Below are 17,096 nucleotides of genomic sequence, written 5' to 3' on the forward strand. Positions count from 1 at the left end.
GCCGGGGCAGGCAAGGAGTGTGGATGCAGGAGGCAACGAAACGCCTCAACTCCATGCATCCACATGGAACGCGCGGTTCACAGCTTGGATGGCACCGATCACTCATTCGGGGCGAGATAAGATCGGCAGACTAACGAGGCTTGAGCTTGGCGAACACTGCCAAGGGGAGAGGAGCTTGCTTCCGTGATGCAGGGCGAACGCACGCTCGCTGGCCGATACGACATCGGTCGGCGAATTGGTCGTGGAGGTATGGCTGAGGTCTATCTCGGGACCGATGAGCGCCTCGGCCGCCGCGTCGCCGTCAAGCTCCTCAACACGCAGCTCTCCGGCGAGCCTGACTTCCGTTCGCGCTTCCGGCAGGAGGCCCAGGCCGCCGCTCGCATGACGCACCCCACGATCGTGCGTGTCTTCGACGCGGGCGAGGACACCTTCGTTCGCGCAGACGGGCACGAGCTTGTTGTCCCGTACATCGTCATGGAGTACATCGAGGGGCAGCAGCTCCGCGACGTCATGGCGGGCGCCCCGCTCGCCGACACCCAGATTCACGAGTACATGACGGGCATCCTCACCGCGCTCGAGTACTCGCACCGCGCCGGAGTCGTGCACCGCGATATCAAGCCCGGAAACATCATGATCACGCCGGAAGACACGGTCAAGGTCATGGACTTCGGTATCGCCCGTGCCATTTCCGACACGGCAGGCACCATCGCGCAGACCACTGCCATCCTCGGCACCGCCTCGTACTTCTCGCCCGAGCAGGCGAAGGGCGAGAACGTCGACGGGCGAAGCGACCTCTATTCGGCCGGCATCGTGCTCTACGAGATGCTCACGGGCAAGGTCCCCTTCCAGGGCGACTCCGCGGTAGCCGTCGCGTATCAGCACGTCACCGAGCGCCCCATCGACGCGAACGAGATCAACCCAAAGGTCTCGAAGGCCATGAACGCCGTCGTGAAGCGTTCGCTCGCGAAGAGCCGGGAAGACCGCTACCAGTCGGCGTCCGAGTTCCGCCGCGACCTCGACCTCGCGGCGCAGGGCATCATGCCCGCGTTCGCAACGAAGGTCGAAGACGACGACCGCACCCAGCTCTTCGGCCCTGCTCCCTCTGGCGTGAGTGCCACGGAGTCGGCCTTCAACTCCCTCTCCGAGACGGACGACCGCGCACCCCAGGTGCAGCGGCGTCCTCCAGCGATGTGGATCTGGGGCGCCGCGGCGCTCCTCGTCGTCGTCATCGTGGCCGTCAGCATCTGGGTCTCCCAGCTTCCGCAGGGCGATCAGCTGCCGGACACGAGCGTCGATGTTCCCGACGTCGTCGGCCAGCAGTGGGATGCCGCACGCACGACACTCGAGGACGCCGGGCTCACTCCTGTCCGCGAGGCACAGACGAGCGACGAGGTGCCGGAGAACCAGGTCATCAGCACAACTCCCGGTTCCGGGCTCAGCGTCTCGCCTGGCCAGGAGATCACGGTCGTCGTGTCCACCGGCCCTTCAGCAGTAGCGATGCCCGACATCAACGGCATGACTGTGGAGCAGGCGACGGTCGCACTCCAGGGTGCAGGCCTGAGCGTCGGCCAGATAACGTCGGAGGACTCTCCGACCGTCACTGCGGGCACAATCGTCCGGAGTGACCCCGCTGGTGGCTCCAGCGTCGCTGCGGGCTCCAGCGTCAACCTCGTGACGTCTACGGGCAACGTGGCGCTGCCTGACCTCCTCGGTCAGCCGCTCGAGTCAGCGACGGCGACCCTGCGCGAGCTTGGATTGCTCGCTGTTGTGAAGCAGGATCCTGGCTGCCTCGCAGTCGAGGGCAACCCGATCGTGAACATGTCCGTGCCGCCAGGGCCAGTGGCTCAGCACTCGCAGGTCGAAGTCACGTACTGCACTTCGGAGCCCGCACCGACAACGACGGCGACGACCCCCGCTACACCCCCAAGCACCGACCCCTCGACGCCACCAGAAGACTGAGCCGCGTCGCCTGACCCGGCCCCGCTCACGAACACGAACGAGCACTGGCCCCTTCCGTTCAACCGGGAGGGGCCATCTTCGTGATCAGTGCTCGTGATCAGTGCTCGCGGATCAGAAGTGAGTCTGAAGTGAGTCAGAAGCAGATCAGAAGGTCATCGTCAGAGCCACGTTGCCGGCTGCCCGACAGCCCCGAGACCAACGGTGACGTCGTTCTGCGGCGTGATGAGTGCATCCACCCACGGAAACGCGTAGAAGACGAGGCCGTAGAGCGCGGCCGCGACCACGACGAGCGTGATGAGGAGCTTCACGGGCCAGGGCCCGGGGAGAACTCGCCAGAGGGCGCCGTACATCAGAGACCTCCCTGGCTTGCCACGGACGCGGCAATGGATTCGGGTGGGCCGTCCGCCCGCGGCGTGAAGCTGTCGAAGACGGCATAGCCGATGATGCGCTCAGCGGTTGACCAGAAGGGGTTGCAGCTCATGATCATCATGAGCCGGTCGGTGCCCGTCTGCTCGGGGTAGCGCGGCACCGACCCCAGCACGTCGACCTGTGTCGGCGCCACGTACTCACCCGACCGGTAGGAGTAGGTGTACCAACCGTCGGCCGTCTCCACGACAAGCTCATCTCCGAGTTGAAGCTCGTGGATCTTCTGCATCGATGCGCCATACGCGAGACGGTGACCGGCAATCGCGAAGTTCCCAACCTCACCTGGCATCTGGGAGTCGGGGTAGTGCCCGATGTTGTGGTCGAGCACCTCGTGCTGTTCGATGCCCTGTGCAATAGGACGCGCGTAGTCGGCGCCCCAGGTCGGCACGTAGAGGATCGCGAAGCGCTCGTTCGTGACGGTGGGCGCTGAGGAGATAGGGATGCCGATAGCGGGATCTGTGGTCGTCACTGTCGTGGCTTCTTCGCCGCCTTCGGCGAGCACCTGGCTGAGTTCCTGCCCTGCTTGGTTCTGCTCGTCGCCGACGATGAGGTCGTTGAGCCAGTACTTCCAACCGACAAAGAGGAGCATGATGACCCCGAGCGTCATGAGCACTTCGCCGGATACCCCGACGACGCTGAGCTTGCGCTTCGGCCTGGAGCGGGAGGACTGCGACGAGCGGTGCCCGCGCCCGGCGGACGACCCGCGCTGGCGCGCCTGGTTCTCCTGAGCTCGCCGCTCGGCCCGTGTCTGGTAGCCGTCTTCGTCGGCGAGGAGGGACTCGATCGAGGTCGCCCCGTCGTCTCGTCCAGGCCGTTCAGCAGATGGCATGAGAGCAATCATAGATAGGATGGCCCGCATGTCTCGTGAGAAGTCCAGCGGCTCCAAGTCCGACGAGCCGGAGAAGAAGACTCCGGCCGGTACGAAGAAGCACCGTTCCTCGGAAGCGTCCGCAGCAGCGGCCGCTCTCGCGGCGACGGAGAAGCAGCGCAGGCAGAAGCGCGCCGCCGGCGTGAGCGACAGCGACGAGCGCAATCCCAACCCGGTCTGGTTCAAGCCGCTTATGTTCGGCTTCCTGATCGTCGGGTTCCTCTGGATCATCCTCTTCTACCTGACGAGCGGCGCCCTCCCCATCGCCGAGCTCGGCTCCTGGAACATCCTCGTCGGCTTCGGCATCGCCTTCATCGGCTTCATCATGACGACGAATTGGCGATAGCTACCGCCGCACTTCTCCACAGGGCTGGGTTCTCCACAGGGCCTCGAGTTACAACTGTGTAATTCATCCCCAGGTGTGCATAACCCTGTGGATAACTCCTGTGCACAGCCTCGCTCCGGAACAGAGAAAAGCCGCGCATCCCAACGGATGCGCGGCTTTTCTGCGTCTGAGGTGTTGCCCCGAGCGACTAGGGCATGATGGCCAGCGGAAGCTGCGACACGCTCGCGGTAGCTCCGACGATGATGAGCACGCCGAGGGCGGCCACTAGCCAGAGCCCCTTCCGGGACGGCTTCTGCGACTTCGACTCCCACAGGAAGAGCCACGAGCAGAGCGCGCCGGTGACCAGACCACCGAGGTGGGCCTGCCAGGCGATACCGGGGATGACAAATCCCATGACGACGTTGATGCCGATCAGCACGATGAGCGACATGGTGTTCATGCGAGCCTGGCGCATGACGACGAAGTACGCCCCGAACAGGCCGAACACGGCTCCAGACGCGCCGAGCACCGTCGTATTCGGTGCGACGAGGGCAATCGCCAACGAACCGCCGAGGGCGCTGACCACGTAGAGCGCCGCGAATCTCAGGTGGCCGTACACCTGCTCGAGGGTTCGCCCGAAGATCCAGAGTGTCAGCATGTTGAACGCGAGGTGGAAGACAGTCGAGTGCGCGAACGCTGAGGTGAGCATGCGCCACGGCTCGAAGGCGCCGCCGCTGACGTGGGAGTAGATGCCGTGGTAGACCAGGATGCCCGTCAGCCAGTCACCCGTCACCTGCTGGATCAGCCAGAGAACGGCCGAGACGCCGATGATCGCGTATGTGACGAGCGGCCGCTGGTCTTGCCCGAGCCGTCGCAGTCGCGTGCGAGCCGAAGGTCGCTGAGCTGCCTTGGCCTTTGCGTTCGATTCCCGGATGCACTCGGGACAGATCACGCCAACGGGCGCGAGTGTCTGGCATTCGGGGCACACGGTGCGCCCGCAGCGCTGGCAGAGCACAAAGCTCGGCCGGTCTGGGTGTCGATAGCAGAAGTTCTCACGCTGCTGCGACAGCTCGGGTGATGTCATTCGTGGAGAGGAACCTGGAGCTTAGAGCTGCTCGACGGTGACGCTCTCGATGACGACGTCCTTGAGCGGCTTGTCACGGCCGTCGGTGGGGACCTTCGCGATCGCGTCGACGACGGTGCGCGACTCGTCGTCGGCGACACGGCCGAAGATGGTGTGCTTGCCCTGGAGCCACGGCGTCGGGTCGGTCGTGATGAAGAACTGCGAGCCGTTCGTTCCGCGACCGAGCTGCTTGCCGGCGTTCGCCATGGCGAAGATGTAGGGCTCGTTGAAGTTGAGCTCCGGGTGGATCTCGTCGTCGAACGCGAAGCCCGGGCCGCCGGTGCCGGTGCCGGTGGGGTCGCCGCCCTGGATCATGAAGTTGGGGATGATGCGGTGGAAGATCACGCCGTCGTACAGGGGCGTGTTCTTGGTCTGGCCGTCACGAGGGTCGGTCCATTCCAGCTCACCCGTGGCGAGGCCCACGATGGTCTTGACCGTGTTCGGCGCGTGGTTGCCGAAGAGCTCCACCTTGATGGGGCCGTGGTTCGTGTTGATCGTTGCAAGTGCAGTGGCGATTGACATGATGGTCATCTTTCCATAGCCCTCCGACTTCTCTCCTGTCTGTCCGCCGACAGCGTGCGGTGATTCAGGTTCCGTGTGGCAGAAGCGTGCCAAGATATGCAGTACCTACTTGTCAACGTCCGGAGGTACCAATGGCCCTTTCACGGAAGCAGTCGCGTGAACTCAAGCGTCTCCGCAAGGACGCAACAAACTTGTGGAGCGAGCAGCAGTCTGTCATCGAGCACGCTCGCGGCATCCTGCAGTCTGCAGGCGTGAGCGCGAAGGGCTTGGCTGAGTCCGAGCTCGTTCCTGCCCTGCAGAAGAGCTACGACAGCAACGTTCGCCCCAGCTTCGACCGCGGCTACAGCGTGGCTCGCGAGAAGTACGAAGACGCGAGCGTCCGCTTCAACGGCAAGGTTCTCCCCGTCGTCGCTGGCCTCTCAGGCTCGCTCGCCGGCACGGTCAGCAACCTCGCCTCGAAGAACCACGACTTCAAGGATGTCGCTGGCTCCGCGAAGAAGGTCTCCAAGGAGCTCAACTCCCGCGCCAAGCAGGCATCGAAGGCATACGACAAGAAGTACAACAGCTCCGGCGTCGGTGTCGGCGGCTGGCTGCTCATCGGTGCTGGCGTCGCCGCTGTCGCCGCTGTGGGCTACGCCCTCTGGCAGACCTTCCGCGCAGACGACGACCTGTGGATCGCCGACGAAGAGCTCGACGCTCCCGTCACCACGGTCTCGCCCGCCTCGGCAGCGAAGTAGTTCGCACAGCCATCGCGTCTGACGGGCCCCGCACTCACCTCGTGAGTTGCGGGGCTTCGTCGTAGGCGGCGCCGATGAGTCGCGCGAGCGCGTCTGCCAGCGCGGGCTTCGCTCCCCGCCACCAGGCGAGCCTGACTTCGATGGCTGGCGCATCCCGCACCGGCCTGTAGACGATGCCAGGTCGCGGATGCTGCGCGGCCGTGGCTTCGCTCGTGACCCCGTAGACATCGCCGTCGGCGATGAGGGTGAGCCATTCGTCGAGGGAGCTCGTCGGAATGAAGACGGGCGAGCGGTCCGCCGGCCAGAGTGAGCCGACTGTCGTGCCAGTGCGTGCATCCACGGCCATGGTCTTACCGGCGAAGTCGTCGAGGGCGAGGGTTCGCTTGCGGGCGAGCGGGTCGTCCTTGGCGAGGACCGCGACGCGTCGTTCCTCACCGAGTCGCACCGTCTCGATGCGAGGGTCCCGTGGAGCGGTGCGCACCACCGCGAGCTCAACTTCTCCGTCGAGGAGCCCTGCCGTCGCAGTGTTGCTCTGACGGAAGACGAGGTGCGATTCTGGATGCTCCGCTCGCCACCCGCGCTGCACGGCGCTCGTGTGGCTTCCCAGGGTCGACCAGGCGTAGCCAACTCGAAGTTCGCGCGTCGCCTCGTTGGCCTCTTCGCTGATGAGGCTCACCTCGAGCAAGACTCGCCTGGCACGGGTCAGGACGCGCTCACCGAGTGGAGTGAGCGCCACGTGGCGTGTGGAGCGCGAGAGGAGTTGGGCGCCGAGCTGCGTCTCGAGGGCGAGGATCGCGCGCGAGACCGCGGCCTGCGAACACTGCAGGCTAATGGCGGCGTCGGTGAACGTTCCCGCGTCGACGACCGCCGCGAGGGCCCGCAGGTGGCGGAGCTCCAGACTCATGCGTCCAGCGTATAACTCACGCGTGTCACGCATTTCTGGTCGTCACGAATTGGAGTGACGATGAGCCCATGACAGGAGCAGCCGACGCCAGCATTCCGAGCGCAGCCGCGCCGCGTGGTGTGCTGGCCGGTTCGGCAATGCTGACGGCAAGCGGCCTCTCGAACCAGCTTGGTGCGGCCTTCGGTGCCCTCGCCTTCGACGCGCTCGGCACCCCAGGCGTCGTCGCCGTTCGCCAGCTTGTGTCGGCGGCCATCTTGTTCCCGATCGCACGCCCGCGGCTGCGCAGCTTCACGTGGGCGCAGTGGTGGCCTGCCCTGCTGCTCGGTGTTGTGCTGGCGACCATGAACCTGTCCCTCTACGGAGCGGTCAACCGCATTGGGCTCGGGCTCGCCGTGACCCTTGAGTTCCTCGGCCCCCTCGCCGTCGCGCTGTGCTCGTCGCGCACCAGGGCAGACCTACTCCTGGCCGCGGGCGCCGCCCTCGGCGTGTACGTGCTGCTCCTGCCCGACGCTTCGAGCGACCTGCTCGGCTACGCGCTTGGCCTCCTGGCCGCCTGCTGCTGGGCGAGCTACATCCTGCTGAACCGCATGCTTGGTGGACGCCTGACCGGGCTTCAGGCACCGGCGACGGCGACGCTCGTGTCGAGTCTCTTGACGCTGCCGATCACGGTGCAGCTCATCGCCGGCGGCTCGTTCCTCGGTTGGCCACTCCTGCTCGCCGCGCTCTCTGGCCCGCTGTGCTCCGTCATCCCGTACTCGATCGATATCATCGCGCTGCGCTGGGTGACCACAAGGTTCTTTGGGTCTTCATGAGCATCAACCCCATGTTCGCGGCGCTCGCCGGAGTTGTTGTCCTCGGCCAGGTGCCCGTCGCGCACGAGTGGATCGGCATGGCGATGATCGTCGGCGTCAATACCGTCGCGGTCTCGCGCGGCCTCCGGGGATCCCACAGCGCCTGACAGCTCAGGAGCATCCGGGAGCGCTCAGATGCACCCGGGAGCCGCTGTTTGCTAGTGCGCAGCTCGAACGGGGCGCAGGTGCCCGTTTGCCGGGCGCTCAGTGTGGAGCCTCAGCCCCATATCCACGAGCGAGACGGTGCGAAGCGCCGAGATCTCGTCGAGGTCGAACCACCGGGCCTCGTCCGTGGAGCCGCCCCGCTCGTTGCGGAGTTCGCCGCTCACGATGCTCGCCTCGTAGACGATCCGCACCGACTGCATGGGTGTCTTGCCAGGCTCAAGCCTGTCGCGACCGGCAATGATGTGCGAGTCGATGCCGAGGAGCCGGTCGATGGAGGCGTGGTAGCCGGTTTCTTCCCAGATCTCGCGAACGACGCCGTCGATTGGGTCCTCGCCGGGGTCGGTCCCTCCGCCAGGCAGCGTCCAGCCCGAGCGGCCGCGGTCGTGCCAGTGCGCCAGGAGGATCTGCCCATCGCGCACGATGACGCCGTACGAAGCGAGTCGTCGATGCACGGAACCCCCAAAGATCTCTGCCGAGGTCTCGAGGTCAGCGGCCTGTTGCCCTGGCCGACCCGAACCACGGGCGCACGCTATCGTACGCCGACGCGCGCCGGGCCCCCGCACAGGGAGGCACCGACGCGCGTTCGCTCTTGGTTGTTGACGGCCCGGATCAGCGTCGCAGAGTCTTGCGAGCCAGGAAATTCCCGAGGAACTGGAGTCCCTGGACGATCACAACGATGACGATGACCGCCGCCCAGGTGACCTCCGGCTGGAACTGTCGGTACCCGTACTGGATCGCGAAGTCGCCCAGTCCTCCGCCGCCGATGAGTCCAGCGACCGCCGACATGTCGACAAGCGAGACGACCGCGAACGTGTAGCCGAGGATGAGCGGGCCGAGCGCTTCGGGCACGATGACGCTCCACACGATCTGGAAGCGCCCCGCTCCCGAAGCTCTCGCAGCCTCGATGACGCCGGGCGAGACGGTCAGCAGGTTCTGCTCTACGAGTCGCGAGATGCCGAACGTGGCTGCGAGCGAGAGCGCGACGATCGCCGCGTTGGTACCGATGCCGGAGCCGACGACGAGCCGCGAAAGCGGTTGGACGGCGGCGATGAAGATGATGAACGGGATGGGCCGGAAGAAGTTCACGACCACGTTCATGACCGCGTTCACGAAGCGCTGCTCGTAGAGATTGCCCTGCCGTGTGAGGTAGAGCACCAGTCCGACGAGCAGTCCGCCGATCCCACCGAACAGCAAGCTGAAGGAAACAAGGAGAAGCGTCTCGCCGGTCGCCTCGAACAGCTTCGGGAGGAGATCGATAACCTCGTTCATGCGGCACCTCCTGACGTGATCGTGTCGAATTCCGTGACGACCGCGAGGCCGCCGATCTCGTCGAGCGCTCGACGTCGTGCTTCCGGGTCACCCTGGAGCGCGAAGGTCAGGTCGCCGAACGACTTGCCTCGGATCTCGTTCATGCCGCCGTAGACGAGCTCGACGGTGATGCCGGCCTCGTGCAGGATGCGTAGCGCCTGCGCCTGATTCGTGCGTCCGTCTCGGAAGCTCAGCGTGACGAGCGTGCCGGGGTGGCGAGCGCTCAGGTCAGCGCGCAGCTCGGCGTCGGGGATGCCCTGGACCACCGTCGAGACGAACCGCTGCGTAGCCGCCGCCTGCGGGTTTGCGAAGATGTCGAACACCTCGCCCTGCTCAACGACCTTGCCGTGCTCCATGACGGCGACGTGGCTCGCGATTTCCTTCACCACATCCATCTCGTGCGTGATGACGATGATGGTGATCCCGAGCTCTCGGTTTGCCTTCTTGAGCAGCTGCAGCACGTCGGCCGTAGTCTGCGGGTCGAGTGCGCTCGTTGACTCGTCGGCGAGAAGAATGCTGGGGTTCGTCGCGAGGGCACGGGCAATGCCGACGCGCTGCTTCTGGCCGCCAGAGAGCTGGTCGGGGAAGGCGCGAGCCTTCTCAGAGAGCCCGACGAACTCGAGGAGCTCGGCGATGCGTTTCTCTCGCTCTGCCTTCGGCGTCTTCGCGACGCGGAGCGGGTACGCGACGTTGCCCGCGACGTTGCGCGAGTTGAAGAGGTTGAACTGCTGGAAGATCATGCCGATACCGGCACGCACCGAACGGAGCTTCGCCTCCGGGAGCTGGGTGATGTCGACACCGTCGACGTGGATGCTGCCGGACGTGGTTGGTTCGAGGGCGTTGATGAGGCGCACCATGGTCGACTTGCCCGCGCCCGAGTAGCCGATGACCCCGTAGATGTCGCCGGCCTCGATGTCGAGGGAGACGCCGTCGACGGCTCTGATCGCCGGGGCTCCGCGCTTCGGCGACGGATACTCCTTGACGACGTCAGTGAGTGTGATGAGGGCCATGTATTCGCTCTCGCCTTCTTCACGGTGGAACCGTGTGGTGGTGCTGGTGAGCGGCGCCTAGACGCCATTCGTCGGTGCAAGCGAGATCGCCGCCCGAGGCCTCATGATCATCATCTGGTCTCGGGCGGCGAGCGCGCTAGGGGTGAGTTCTAGCCCTGGGCTTCGATCTCTGCGACGAGCTCGTCGAGCGTCGTCTGCAGCTCGTCGACGGGGGTCTTGGTGAGCACGGCGGTGTCGCCGAACGTCTCCTTGACCGAAGCCGCGACTGCCTCGGAGTTCTGGTAGATCTCAACGAGCTTGAGGTAGTTCTCGTTGTCGGCGTTCTCGGCCGTCGTCACGAAGATGTTGATGTACGGGAACGCGGAAGCGTTCTGCGGGTCGTCGCGCGTGAGGGCGTCCTCGGTCGTGAGGCCAGCGTTCTCGACGAAGTCGTTGTTGATGATCGCGCCTGCGAGGTCGGGCAGCGAAGTCGCCGTGACCGATGCTTCGAGCTCGGTCACCTTGACACGCGATTCCGGGAGCACGTCATCGAGCGTGGAGAACGGCGAGCCGCCATCCTTGAGCTCGATGAGTCCAGCTTCCTGGAGCACGAGGAGGCCGCGTGCGCGGTTCGACGCGTCGTTCGGAACCGCAACCTCTGCGCCGTCCGGGATCGCGTCGACGGAGTCGTACTGCGAGGAGTAGAAGCCGAGGGGGTAGATGGCCGTCGAGCCGATCGGAACGAGGTCGTCGCCACTAGCAGCGTTGTGCTGCGCGAGGTAGATGATGTGCTGGAACGCGTTGACGTCGAGCTCACCCTCGGTCGTCGCGGGGTTCGGCTGGTTGTAGTCCGAGAAGTCGACGAGCTCGACCGTGAGGTCCTGAGCTGCAGCCTCCTCGACGAGCACCTCCCAGTACGGGTCGGATGCGCCGACGACGCCGAGCTTGATGGTGTTGTCATCGGAAGCGCCGGTGGAGCACGCGGAGAGACCTCCAACGAGGGCGATCGCGCCGACAGCTGCGGCGATCTTGGTGAAACGTGACATGGAGGAGGGTCCTTTCAATGCGGCGCGGAAACGCCAGCCATCCTCTAAGGGTCTAGAGGGCCTCGCAAGAATAAGAGAACAGCGCGTCTCCGCGCCGATACATCCTGACACGTTGCGTAACAGTCCACCGACAGGGCCACGAACGCAAGAATGTTGCGTTCAGATCGCAGGACACCTCAGGGCAGCAAGCCCAATTGCCTGGCCTTCGCAAGAGCCTGGTAGCGAGAGCTCGCATCCAGCTTGGTCATTGCCGTGCCGAGGTAACTCTTGACGGTGCTTTCCGTGAGAATCAGCTTTCCGGCTATGTCCTTGTTCGAGAGACCGAGCGCGATCTGGCCGAGCACGTCCAATTCGCGGGGAGACAGCTTGATCGGAGCCTCAGCGAACTCCGCTGCCGCCGCCGCCTCGCGGTCGCGCGGGTCTCCGTGGTCGCCCGCGAACCGCACGAGCCGCTCTTCGATACCGCGCAGCCTCGCGCGAACCTGGACATCGCCGAGCATCGACGAGACCTCCCGAAGTTCCGAGAATGTGCCCCTCAACTCCTCGAGCTGCGTCGCCGTGAGACCGCCCGACCCGAGTTCGGAGAGGCTCGCCGATCCGACCCGCATCCGACGACTGAGTTCATCCCGAAGGCGAAGCTCGTCCTCCACCTTCTTCCCGAGAGCGACAGCCTGGCCGAGTGACATCGACTGAGAGTCAGGGGCCGCGCGGAACCCGCCGTACAAGACACCGCGCACGTGCTTGTCTACGACGACGGGCACCGCGAGAAGGCTCTGCACGTGCTCGGAAAGCACCTGCACGTCGTAGTCGTGCGTGATGCGACTGCTTCCGCGGTAGTTGGTCGTGACCTTGGCACGGCGTTCGAGCATCGCGCGACCCCCGAGGCCCCGCCCGAGCTGCACCCGCAAGCCGACGAGTCCGCGTCCCTGGTTGCCGCAGATCGTGTGGACGTCCGTCGTGTCCCGATGCGTCTGTCCGCCGAACGAGAGAGGGCATCCCGTGGAGTCGCGGAGGCGCGCGACAGCCTGAGCGAAGACGTCCGCTTCGGTGGCTGCCTCTGGAAACATCATGTGCGTCACTACCAACTTCCGGGGGTAGTTCGATACTTCGTCGTATGCGTAGCGTGGATGCTATCACGCAGGCAATGAGGCTTTCGTGTTCGCAATGATGCGAAGAAGCGCCGCCTTTTGCCGTTACGGAATGCACGTCCATCTCTGACGAACGCAGCAATGCACTGAGGCAAGGAGGCCCCATGCAGAACGAAACGTCATCACAGCCGCCCGGAGGAATCGACTATGTCGCATTCGAGGAATCGGCCGATTTCAAGGAGCTGAAGAAGCGACAGCGCTCCTTCGTCTTCCCCCTCTCCCTCTTCTTCCTCGTCTGGTACGGGACCTACATCGTCGTCGCGGCGTACGCCCACGATTTCATGGCAACCCCCGTCTTCGGCAACATCAACGTGGGGCTGCTGCTCGGCATCGGTCAGTTCGTGACGACCTTCGCGATCACCATGTGGTACGTGTCCTACGCCAACCGGAAGCTCGATCCCCTCGCGAATGACCTGCGCGTCCAGCTCACCAAGGAGGACCAGGCATGAGCGGTCAGCTCATCGCCCCGCAGGCAAGTGCGGTGGCGGACAACGATCCCGTCCTGAATATCGCGATTTTCGCCGCTTTCGTGGCGGTCACCCTGTTTATCGTCATTCGGGCGAGCAGGAACAATAAGAGCGCAGCCGATTACTACGCTGGTGGCCGATCATTCACGGGCACGCAGAATGGTTTCGCCATCTCCGGCGACTATCTCTCCGCCGCTTCTTTCCTCGGAATTGTCGGGGCCATCGCGGTCAACGGCTACGACGGATTCCTGTACTCAATCGGGTTCCTCGTCGCCTGGCTCGTCGCGCTGCTGCTCGTCGCCGAGCTCATGCGCAACACGGGCAAATTCACGATGGCGGATGTGCTGTCGTTCCGCCTCAAGCAGCGGCCCGTGCGTGTTGCCGCTGCCCTCACGACACTCGCGGTGTGCTTCTTCTACCTGCTCGCGCAGATGGCCGGCGCCGGCGGTCTCGTTGCGCTCCTGCTCGGGATCACCGACGACATCGGCGTCGCGATCGTCGTCGCCGTCGTCGGCGTGCTCATGATCATCTACGTGCTCATCGGGGGCATGAAGGGCACCACCTGGGTGCAGATCATCAAGGCGTTCCTGCTCATCGGCGGGGCGGGAGCGATGACCATCTGGGTGCTTGTCATCAACGGTTTCGACCTCTCCGCGCTCCTGCAAGCCGCTGTCGATAAGGCGGCGCTCGACGGAGCCGAGGATCCCGCGGCGATCCTCGCGCCTGGGCTCCAGTACGGCAAGAACCCCATCGACTTCGTGTCTCTCGGACTCGCGCTTGTCCTCGGCACCGCGGGCCTACCTCACGTACTCATGCGCTTCTACACGGTGCCAACCGCCAAGGAGGCCCGGAAGTCCGTGGTCTGGGCCATCTGGCTCATCGGCGGCTTCTACGTGTTCACGCTGGTCCTCGGCTACGGAGCCGCGGCGCTTGTCGGCGCTCCCGCTATCAAGGACGCGCCGGGCGGCGTGAACTCGGCGGCACCGCTGCTCGCCCTCGAACTCGGCGGGCCGATCCTCATGGGCTTCATCTCCGCAGTCGCCTTCGCGACCATCCTCGCGGTTGTCACCGGTCTTGCCATCACTGCGGCCGCATCCTTCGCCCACGACATCTACAACAGCGTCGTGAAGCGTGGCACGGCGACCCCGGAGCAGGAGGTGAAGGTCGGCAAGTACACGGTTGTTGTGCTCGGCGTCGTCGCCATCGTCGGCGGCATCGGCGTGCAGGGTCAGAACATCGCCTTCCTCGTCGCGCTCGCCTTCGCGGTCGCGGCCAGTGCGAACCTGCCGACGATCCTGTACTCGCTCTACTGGAGGAAGTTCACGACCCGCGGCGCACTGTGGAGCATGTACGGAGGCCTCGCCACGGCCATCGTCCTGATCTTCTTCTCGAAGGTCGTCTCCGGGTCTGAGACCGCGATGCTCGGCGAAGAGATCAACTTCGCCTGGTTCCCGCTCAACAACCCTGGCATCGTCTCGATCCCGGTCGGATTCCTCCTGGGCTGGCTCGGCTCGGTCCTCCCGCAGAAGAAGGAAGACCCGAGGGTCGCTGCCGAGATGGACGTGCGCTCCCTCACGGGTTACGGCGCCGAGGAGGCTGTCGAGCACTAGCGGTTGGAACAGGGCCCTCACCGGCTCGAGTTCTCAGAAATGGTCGCACTGACTCGTTCAGTGCGACCATTTCGGCTCTCTCGTTGTTCCGGTGCCACAACCCACATGAGCTTCTTGATGCACGTGGGTAGCGTGAACGTGTCCACGATGCACACGGAGGTGCGGATTGACGCAGTCAGCGCAGACAGGTTCCCTCGAGGGGAAGACCATCATCATGTCGGGCGGAAGCCGCGGCATTGGGCTCGCGATCGCCAAGCGCGCCGCGCGTGACGGCGCAAACGTCGTGTTGCTCGCCAAGACCGGCGAACCGCACCCGAAGCTGCCAGGCACGGTCTACACGGCCGCTGAGGAGATACGGGAGGCCGGCGGTCGCGCGCTTCCCGTCGTCGGCGACGTCCGTGATGATTCTGACCTCCTGCGGGCGGTCGACACTGCTGTCGCCGAGTTCGGCGGAATCGACATCGTCGTCAACAACGCGAGCGCCATCGATCTGCGCTCCACGCTCGACATCGATGAGAAGCGCTATGACCTGATGCACCAGATCAACCAACGGGGCACGTTCATGCTCTCGAGGGCTGCCCTGCCGCACCTGCTCGAGTCGCCGGATGCGCGCATCCTGTCGCTCTCACCGCCCCTGAATCTGTCGCCCAAGTGGCTCGGGGCCTACCCGGCCTACATGACGGCGAAGTACGGCATGACCCTTGCGACGCTCGGCATCGGTGCTGAGTTCGCCGACAGGGGCATCGACGCGAACACCCTGTGGCCGCGCACAACCATCCAGACCGCCGCGGTCGCCAACATCATCGGCGGGGAGGAGCTCATGCGCCGCAGCCGCACTCCCGAGCTGTACTCGGACGCCGCACATGCCGTGCTCACGGCCCCGCACGGTCATTACCAGGGCGAGACCCTGCTGTGTGAGGACGTGCTGGCAGAGGCCGGCGTGAGCGACCTCAGCGTCTACTCGCCCGGCGTGGACGCAGCTGAGTTGTACCCAGACGCCTTCGTCGACTGATCACGCCCCCAGTCGGCCCCCGCACCACCCTGGATGCAAAGTTGTGGCGAAATGCAGCTGCGCGCTTACCGAGCAGCAACGTGCCACAACTTTGCGCGCAACATCAGCGGGTCCCGCTTCGTGGGAACGCGAAAGAACCCCGGTCAGATTTCTCTGACCGGGGTTCTTTGTCACCGTGGAGCCTAGGAGATTCGAACTCCTGACATCCTGCTTGCAAAGCAGGCACTCTACCAACTGAGTTAAGGCCCCGTTCGGGTGGATACGATACCAGTTTCAGTATCGAACCGTGGGGCTACCAGGACTTGAACCTGGGACCTCTTCGTTATCAGCGAAGCGCTCTAACCGCCTGAGCTATAGCCCCCGAAGCGACTGCCCCAACATACACGAAAAGTGCACCGTAGGGGAAATCGAGCCGCTAGCTGTTCGTGAAACCGAACACGAGGCCTCCCGTGACCTTCACCGCGAGGTTGTAGAGGAACGCTGCAACCGCGCCGAGGGCGGTGCCCGCGACGAGGTTCAGCAGCGCTACAACAAGCGAGAAGAGCATGAGCTGCGGCAGTGTGACGAAGTCATCGACCCCGACACCGGCCGAGCCGGAGACGTCGTTGAGCAGACTGTTGACGCTGTCGAGCACGCCCGTGTTCTCAATGACCGTCCACATCAAGAACGTCGCGACGACGGTGATGATGCCGAAGCAGATGGACAGCAGGAACGAGAACTTCACGACGGACCAGAAGTCGATGTGCACCAAACGGAGGCGCACCTGCTTGCTCGCAGTCTTCTTGCTGGACTTCTGGGCCAGCTTGTCAGCAACGCTCGTCATAGATCAGTACCTCAGTCTTCGGTCTCGTCCTGCTCGAACGACGTCACCGAGTCTGCCACAGTCTCACTCGGGGCACTCTCGGCTGGGGTGCTCTCCCCGCCGGTCGAGGTCTCGAGGGCTGTCTCGGTGGCGGACTCTGCAGTCTCGTCGCCTTCAGCGTCCTCGTCGTCCTTCTCGAGTTCGCGGTCCGCGTTCTGGGCGATGGCGATCACGTAGTCGCTGTTGTCCAGCCTCGCGAATGTGACGCCCATGGAGTCACGGCCAGTCACCGAGACTTCAGCAACGTTGGAACGCACGACCTTGCCGGAGCCGAGAATGACCAGCACCTCTTCGTCGTCGTGGACCAGCAGTGCGCCAGCGAGACCGCCACGCTCCTCGTTCAGCTTCGCGACCTTGATACCGAGGCCACCACGCTTCTGGATGCGGTACTGAGACACCGAGGTGCGCTTCGCGTAACCACCTTCTGTGACGATGAACACGTACGCATCGTCGCTCGAGGTAACGGCTGCGGTGAGCAGGTAGTCACCGTCGCGGAACGACATCCCCTTGACGCCGGACGTCGATCGGCCCATGGGCCGGAGCGCCTCGTCGTTCGCCTCGAAGCGAAGCGACATTCCGAGGTGGGAGACGCAGAAGACGTGGTCGGACTCGTCGGCGAGCATGGCGGAGACGAGCTCGTCGCCTTCGCGCAGGTTGACGGCGATGATGCCGGCCTGGCGGTTCGTGTCGTATTCCGTAAGCGCCGTCTTCTTGACGAGGCCCTCACGGGTCGCGAGCACGAGGTACTGCGCTTGACGGTAGTCGCTGATGTCG

The 17,096-nt window shown here is 64.7% G+C and carries 19 protein-coding genes, 2 tRNA genes and 1 pseudogene; 8 read left to right on the forward strand and 14 right to left on the reverse strand.

Annotated features, from left to right (window positions below; all coding sequences use genetic code 11):
• Nucleotides 1-186 precede the first annotated feature (186 nt).
• A complete protein-coding gene (pknB, locus tag FHX72_RS17420) occupies nt 187-1,959 on the forward strand; it encodes a Stk1 family PASTA domain-containing Ser/Thr kinase (protein WP_183626766.1) in 1,773 nt (590 codons plus the stop codon).
• A gap of 158 nt (nt 1,960-2,117) precedes the next feature.
• On the opposite strand, the gene FHX72_RS17425 is transcribed toward pknB, so the two are convergent.
• Complete coding sequence (locus FHX72_RS17425) at nt 2,118-2,309, reverse strand: hypothetical protein (protein WP_183626744.1); 192 nt, start codon at nt 2,307-2,309, stop codon at nt 2,118-2,120.
• Nucleotides 2,309-3,214, reverse strand: a complete 906-nt coding sequence (locus FHX72_RS17430; protein WP_183626747.1) for a class E sortase — start codon at nt 3,212-3,214, stop codon at nt 2,309-2,311. The genes FHX72_RS17425 and FHX72_RS17430 overlap by 1 nt, the downstream gene beginning before the upstream one ends.
• Nucleotides 3,215-3,365: 151 nt before the next feature.
• On the opposite strand from FHX72_RS17430, the pseudogene FHX72_RS19265 reads away from it, so the two are divergent.
• A pseudogene (locus tag FHX72_RS19265) lies at nt 3,366-3,599 on the forward strand (cell division protein CrgA); the annotation flags it as partial.
• A gap of 187 nt (nt 3,600-3,786) precedes the next feature.
• Here the strand turns inward: FHX72_RS19265 and FHX72_RS17440 are convergent.
• On the reverse strand, nt 3,787-4,662 hold the full coding sequence (locus FHX72_RS17440) for a rhomboid family intramembrane serine protease (protein WP_183626748.1): 876 nt from the start codon (nt 4,660-4,662) through the stop codon (nt 3,787-3,789).
• Between the two features lie 21 nt (nt 4,663-4,683).
• Nucleotides 4,684-5,223 carry a peptidylprolyl isomerase gene (locus FHX72_RS17445; RefSeq protein ID WP_068493914.1) on the reverse strand — a complete coding sequence of 180 codons (540 nt, stop codon included), beginning with the start codon at nt 5,221-5,223 and terminating at the stop codon, nt 4,684-4,686.
• 131 nt (nt 5,224-5,354) lie between these two features.
• Between FHX72_RS17445 and FHX72_RS17450 the strand changes: the two genes are divergently transcribed.
• On the forward strand, nt 5,355-5,960 hold the full coding sequence (locus FHX72_RS17450; protein ID WP_068493750.1) for a hypothetical protein: 606 nt from the start codon (nt 5,355-5,357) through the stop codon (nt 5,958-5,960).
• A gap of 34 nt (nt 5,961-5,994) precedes the next feature.
• Here the strand turns inward: FHX72_RS17450 and FHX72_RS17455 are convergent, their stop codons facing one another.
• Entirely contained in the window at nt 5,995-6,864 is an 870-nt protein-coding gene (locus FHX72_RS17455) for a LysR family transcriptional regulator (protein WP_183626750.1), read from the reverse strand.
• 68 nt (nt 6,865-6,932) lie between these two features.
• Between FHX72_RS17455 and FHX72_RS17460 the strand changes: the two genes are divergently transcribed.
• Together FHX72_RS17460 and FHX72_RS19270 are read left to right on the forward strand one after the other, a co-directional pair.
• Nucleotides 6,933-7,676: an EamA family transporter gene (locus FHX72_RS17460; protein WP_244964378.1), complete on the forward strand. Its 744-nt coding sequence runs from the start codon at nt 6,933-6,935 to the stop codon at nt 7,674-7,676.
• Nucleotides 7,673-7,822: a hypothetical protein gene (locus tag FHX72_RS19270; RefSeq protein ID WP_244964379.1), complete on the forward strand. Its 150-nt coding sequence runs from the start codon at nt 7,673-7,675 to the stop codon at nt 7,820-7,822. The genes FHX72_RS17460 and FHX72_RS19270 overlap by 4 nt, the downstream gene beginning before the upstream one ends.
• Before the next feature lie 51 nt (nt 7,823-7,873).
• Here the strand turns inward: FHX72_RS19270 and FHX72_RS17465 are convergent, their stop codons facing one another.
• From FHX72_RS17465 to FHX72_RS17485, 5 genes are all read right to left on the reverse strand, one after another.
• Nucleotides 7,874-8,332, reverse strand: a complete 459-nt coding sequence (locus tag FHX72_RS17465) for an NUDIX hydrolase (protein ID WP_068484161.1) — start codon at nt 8,330-8,332, stop codon at nt 7,874-7,876.
• A 157-nt stretch (nt 8,333-8,489) separates the two neighbouring features.
• A complete protein-coding gene (locus FHX72_RS17470) occupies nt 8,490-9,149 on the reverse strand; it encodes a methionine ABC transporter permease (protein WP_183626752.1) in 660 nt (219 codons plus the stop codon).
• Nucleotides 9,146-10,198 (reverse strand): methionine ABC transporter ATP-binding protein, encoded by a 1,053-nt coding sequence (locus FHX72_RS17475; RefSeq protein WP_183626754.1) that lies wholly within the window; start codon nt 10,196-10,198, stop codon nt 9,146-9,148. Before FHX72_RS17475 ends, FHX72_RS17470 begins: the two co-directional genes overlap by 4 nt.
• Nucleotides 10,199-10,347: 149 nt before the next feature.
• Nucleotides 10,348-11,223: a MetQ/NlpA family ABC transporter substrate-binding protein gene (locus FHX72_RS17480; protein WP_183626756.1), complete on the reverse strand. Its 876-nt coding sequence runs from the start codon at nt 11,221-11,223 to the stop codon at nt 10,348-10,350.
• 176 nt (nt 11,224-11,399) lie between these two features.
• Nucleotides 11,400-12,293: a LuxR C-terminal-related transcriptional regulator gene (locus FHX72_RS17485; protein WP_068493739.1), complete on the reverse strand. Its 894-nt coding sequence runs from the start codon at nt 12,291-12,293 to the stop codon at nt 11,400-11,402.
• Between the two features lie 182 nt (nt 12,294-12,475).
• Here FHX72_RS17485 and FHX72_RS17490 point away from each other — a divergent pair, with 182 nt between their 5' ends.
• The 3 genes from FHX72_RS17490 to FHX72_RS17500 all read left to right on the forward strand — a co-directional run bounded on the left by FHX72_RS17490 (nt 12,476) and on the right by FHX72_RS17500 (nt 15,460).
• Entirely contained in the window at nt 12,476-12,820 is a 345-nt protein-coding gene (locus tag FHX72_RS17490) for a DUF485 domain-containing protein (RefSeq protein ID WP_068484150.1), read from the forward strand.
• Nucleotides 12,817-14,448: a solute symporter family protein gene (locus tag FHX72_RS17495; protein WP_183626758.1), complete on the forward strand. Its 1,632-nt coding sequence runs from the start codon at nt 12,817-12,819 to the stop codon at nt 14,446-14,448. Before FHX72_RS17490 ends, FHX72_RS17495 begins: the two co-directional genes overlap by 4 nt.
• A gap of 166 nt (nt 14,449-14,614) precedes the next feature.
• The gene (locus tag FHX72_RS17500) at nt 14,615-15,460 is read left to right on the forward strand and encodes an SDR family oxidoreductase (RefSeq protein WP_276510552.1); all 846 of its coding nucleotides are present in this window, start codon (nt 14,615-14,617) and stop codon (nt 15,458-15,460) included.
• Between the two features lie 176 nt (nt 15,461-15,636).
• Here FHX72_RS17500 and FHX72_RS17505 read toward each other — a convergent pair.
• From FHX72_RS17505 to FHX72_RS17520, 4 genes are all read right to left on the reverse strand, one after another.
• A tRNA-Ala gene (locus tag FHX72_RS17505) sits at nt 15,637-15,709 on the reverse strand.
• A 38-nt stretch (nt 15,710-15,747) separates the two neighbouring features.
• Nucleotides 15,748-15,821, reverse strand: a tRNA-Ile gene (locus FHX72_RS17510).
• A gap of 54 nt (nt 15,822-15,875) precedes the next feature.
• The gene (locus tag FHX72_RS17515; RefSeq protein ID WP_068484146.1) at nt 15,876-16,283 is read right to left on the reverse strand and encodes a DUF3566 domain-containing protein; all 408 of its coding nucleotides are present in this window, start codon (nt 16,281-16,283) and stop codon (nt 15,876-15,878) included.
• Between the two features lie 11 nt (nt 16,284-16,294).
• Nucleotides 16,295-17,096, reverse strand: an 802-nt coding sequence (locus FHX72_RS17520) for a DNA gyrase C-terminal beta-propeller domain-containing protein (protein ID WP_276510553.1), incomplete at its 5' end; no start/stop codon positions are given.

It is taken from the genome of Pseudoclavibacter helvolus (genome assembly GCF_014191305.1).
GTDB lineage: Bacteria > Actinomycetota > Actinomycetes > Actinomycetales > Microbacteriaceae > Pseudoclavibacter > Pseudoclavibacter helvolus.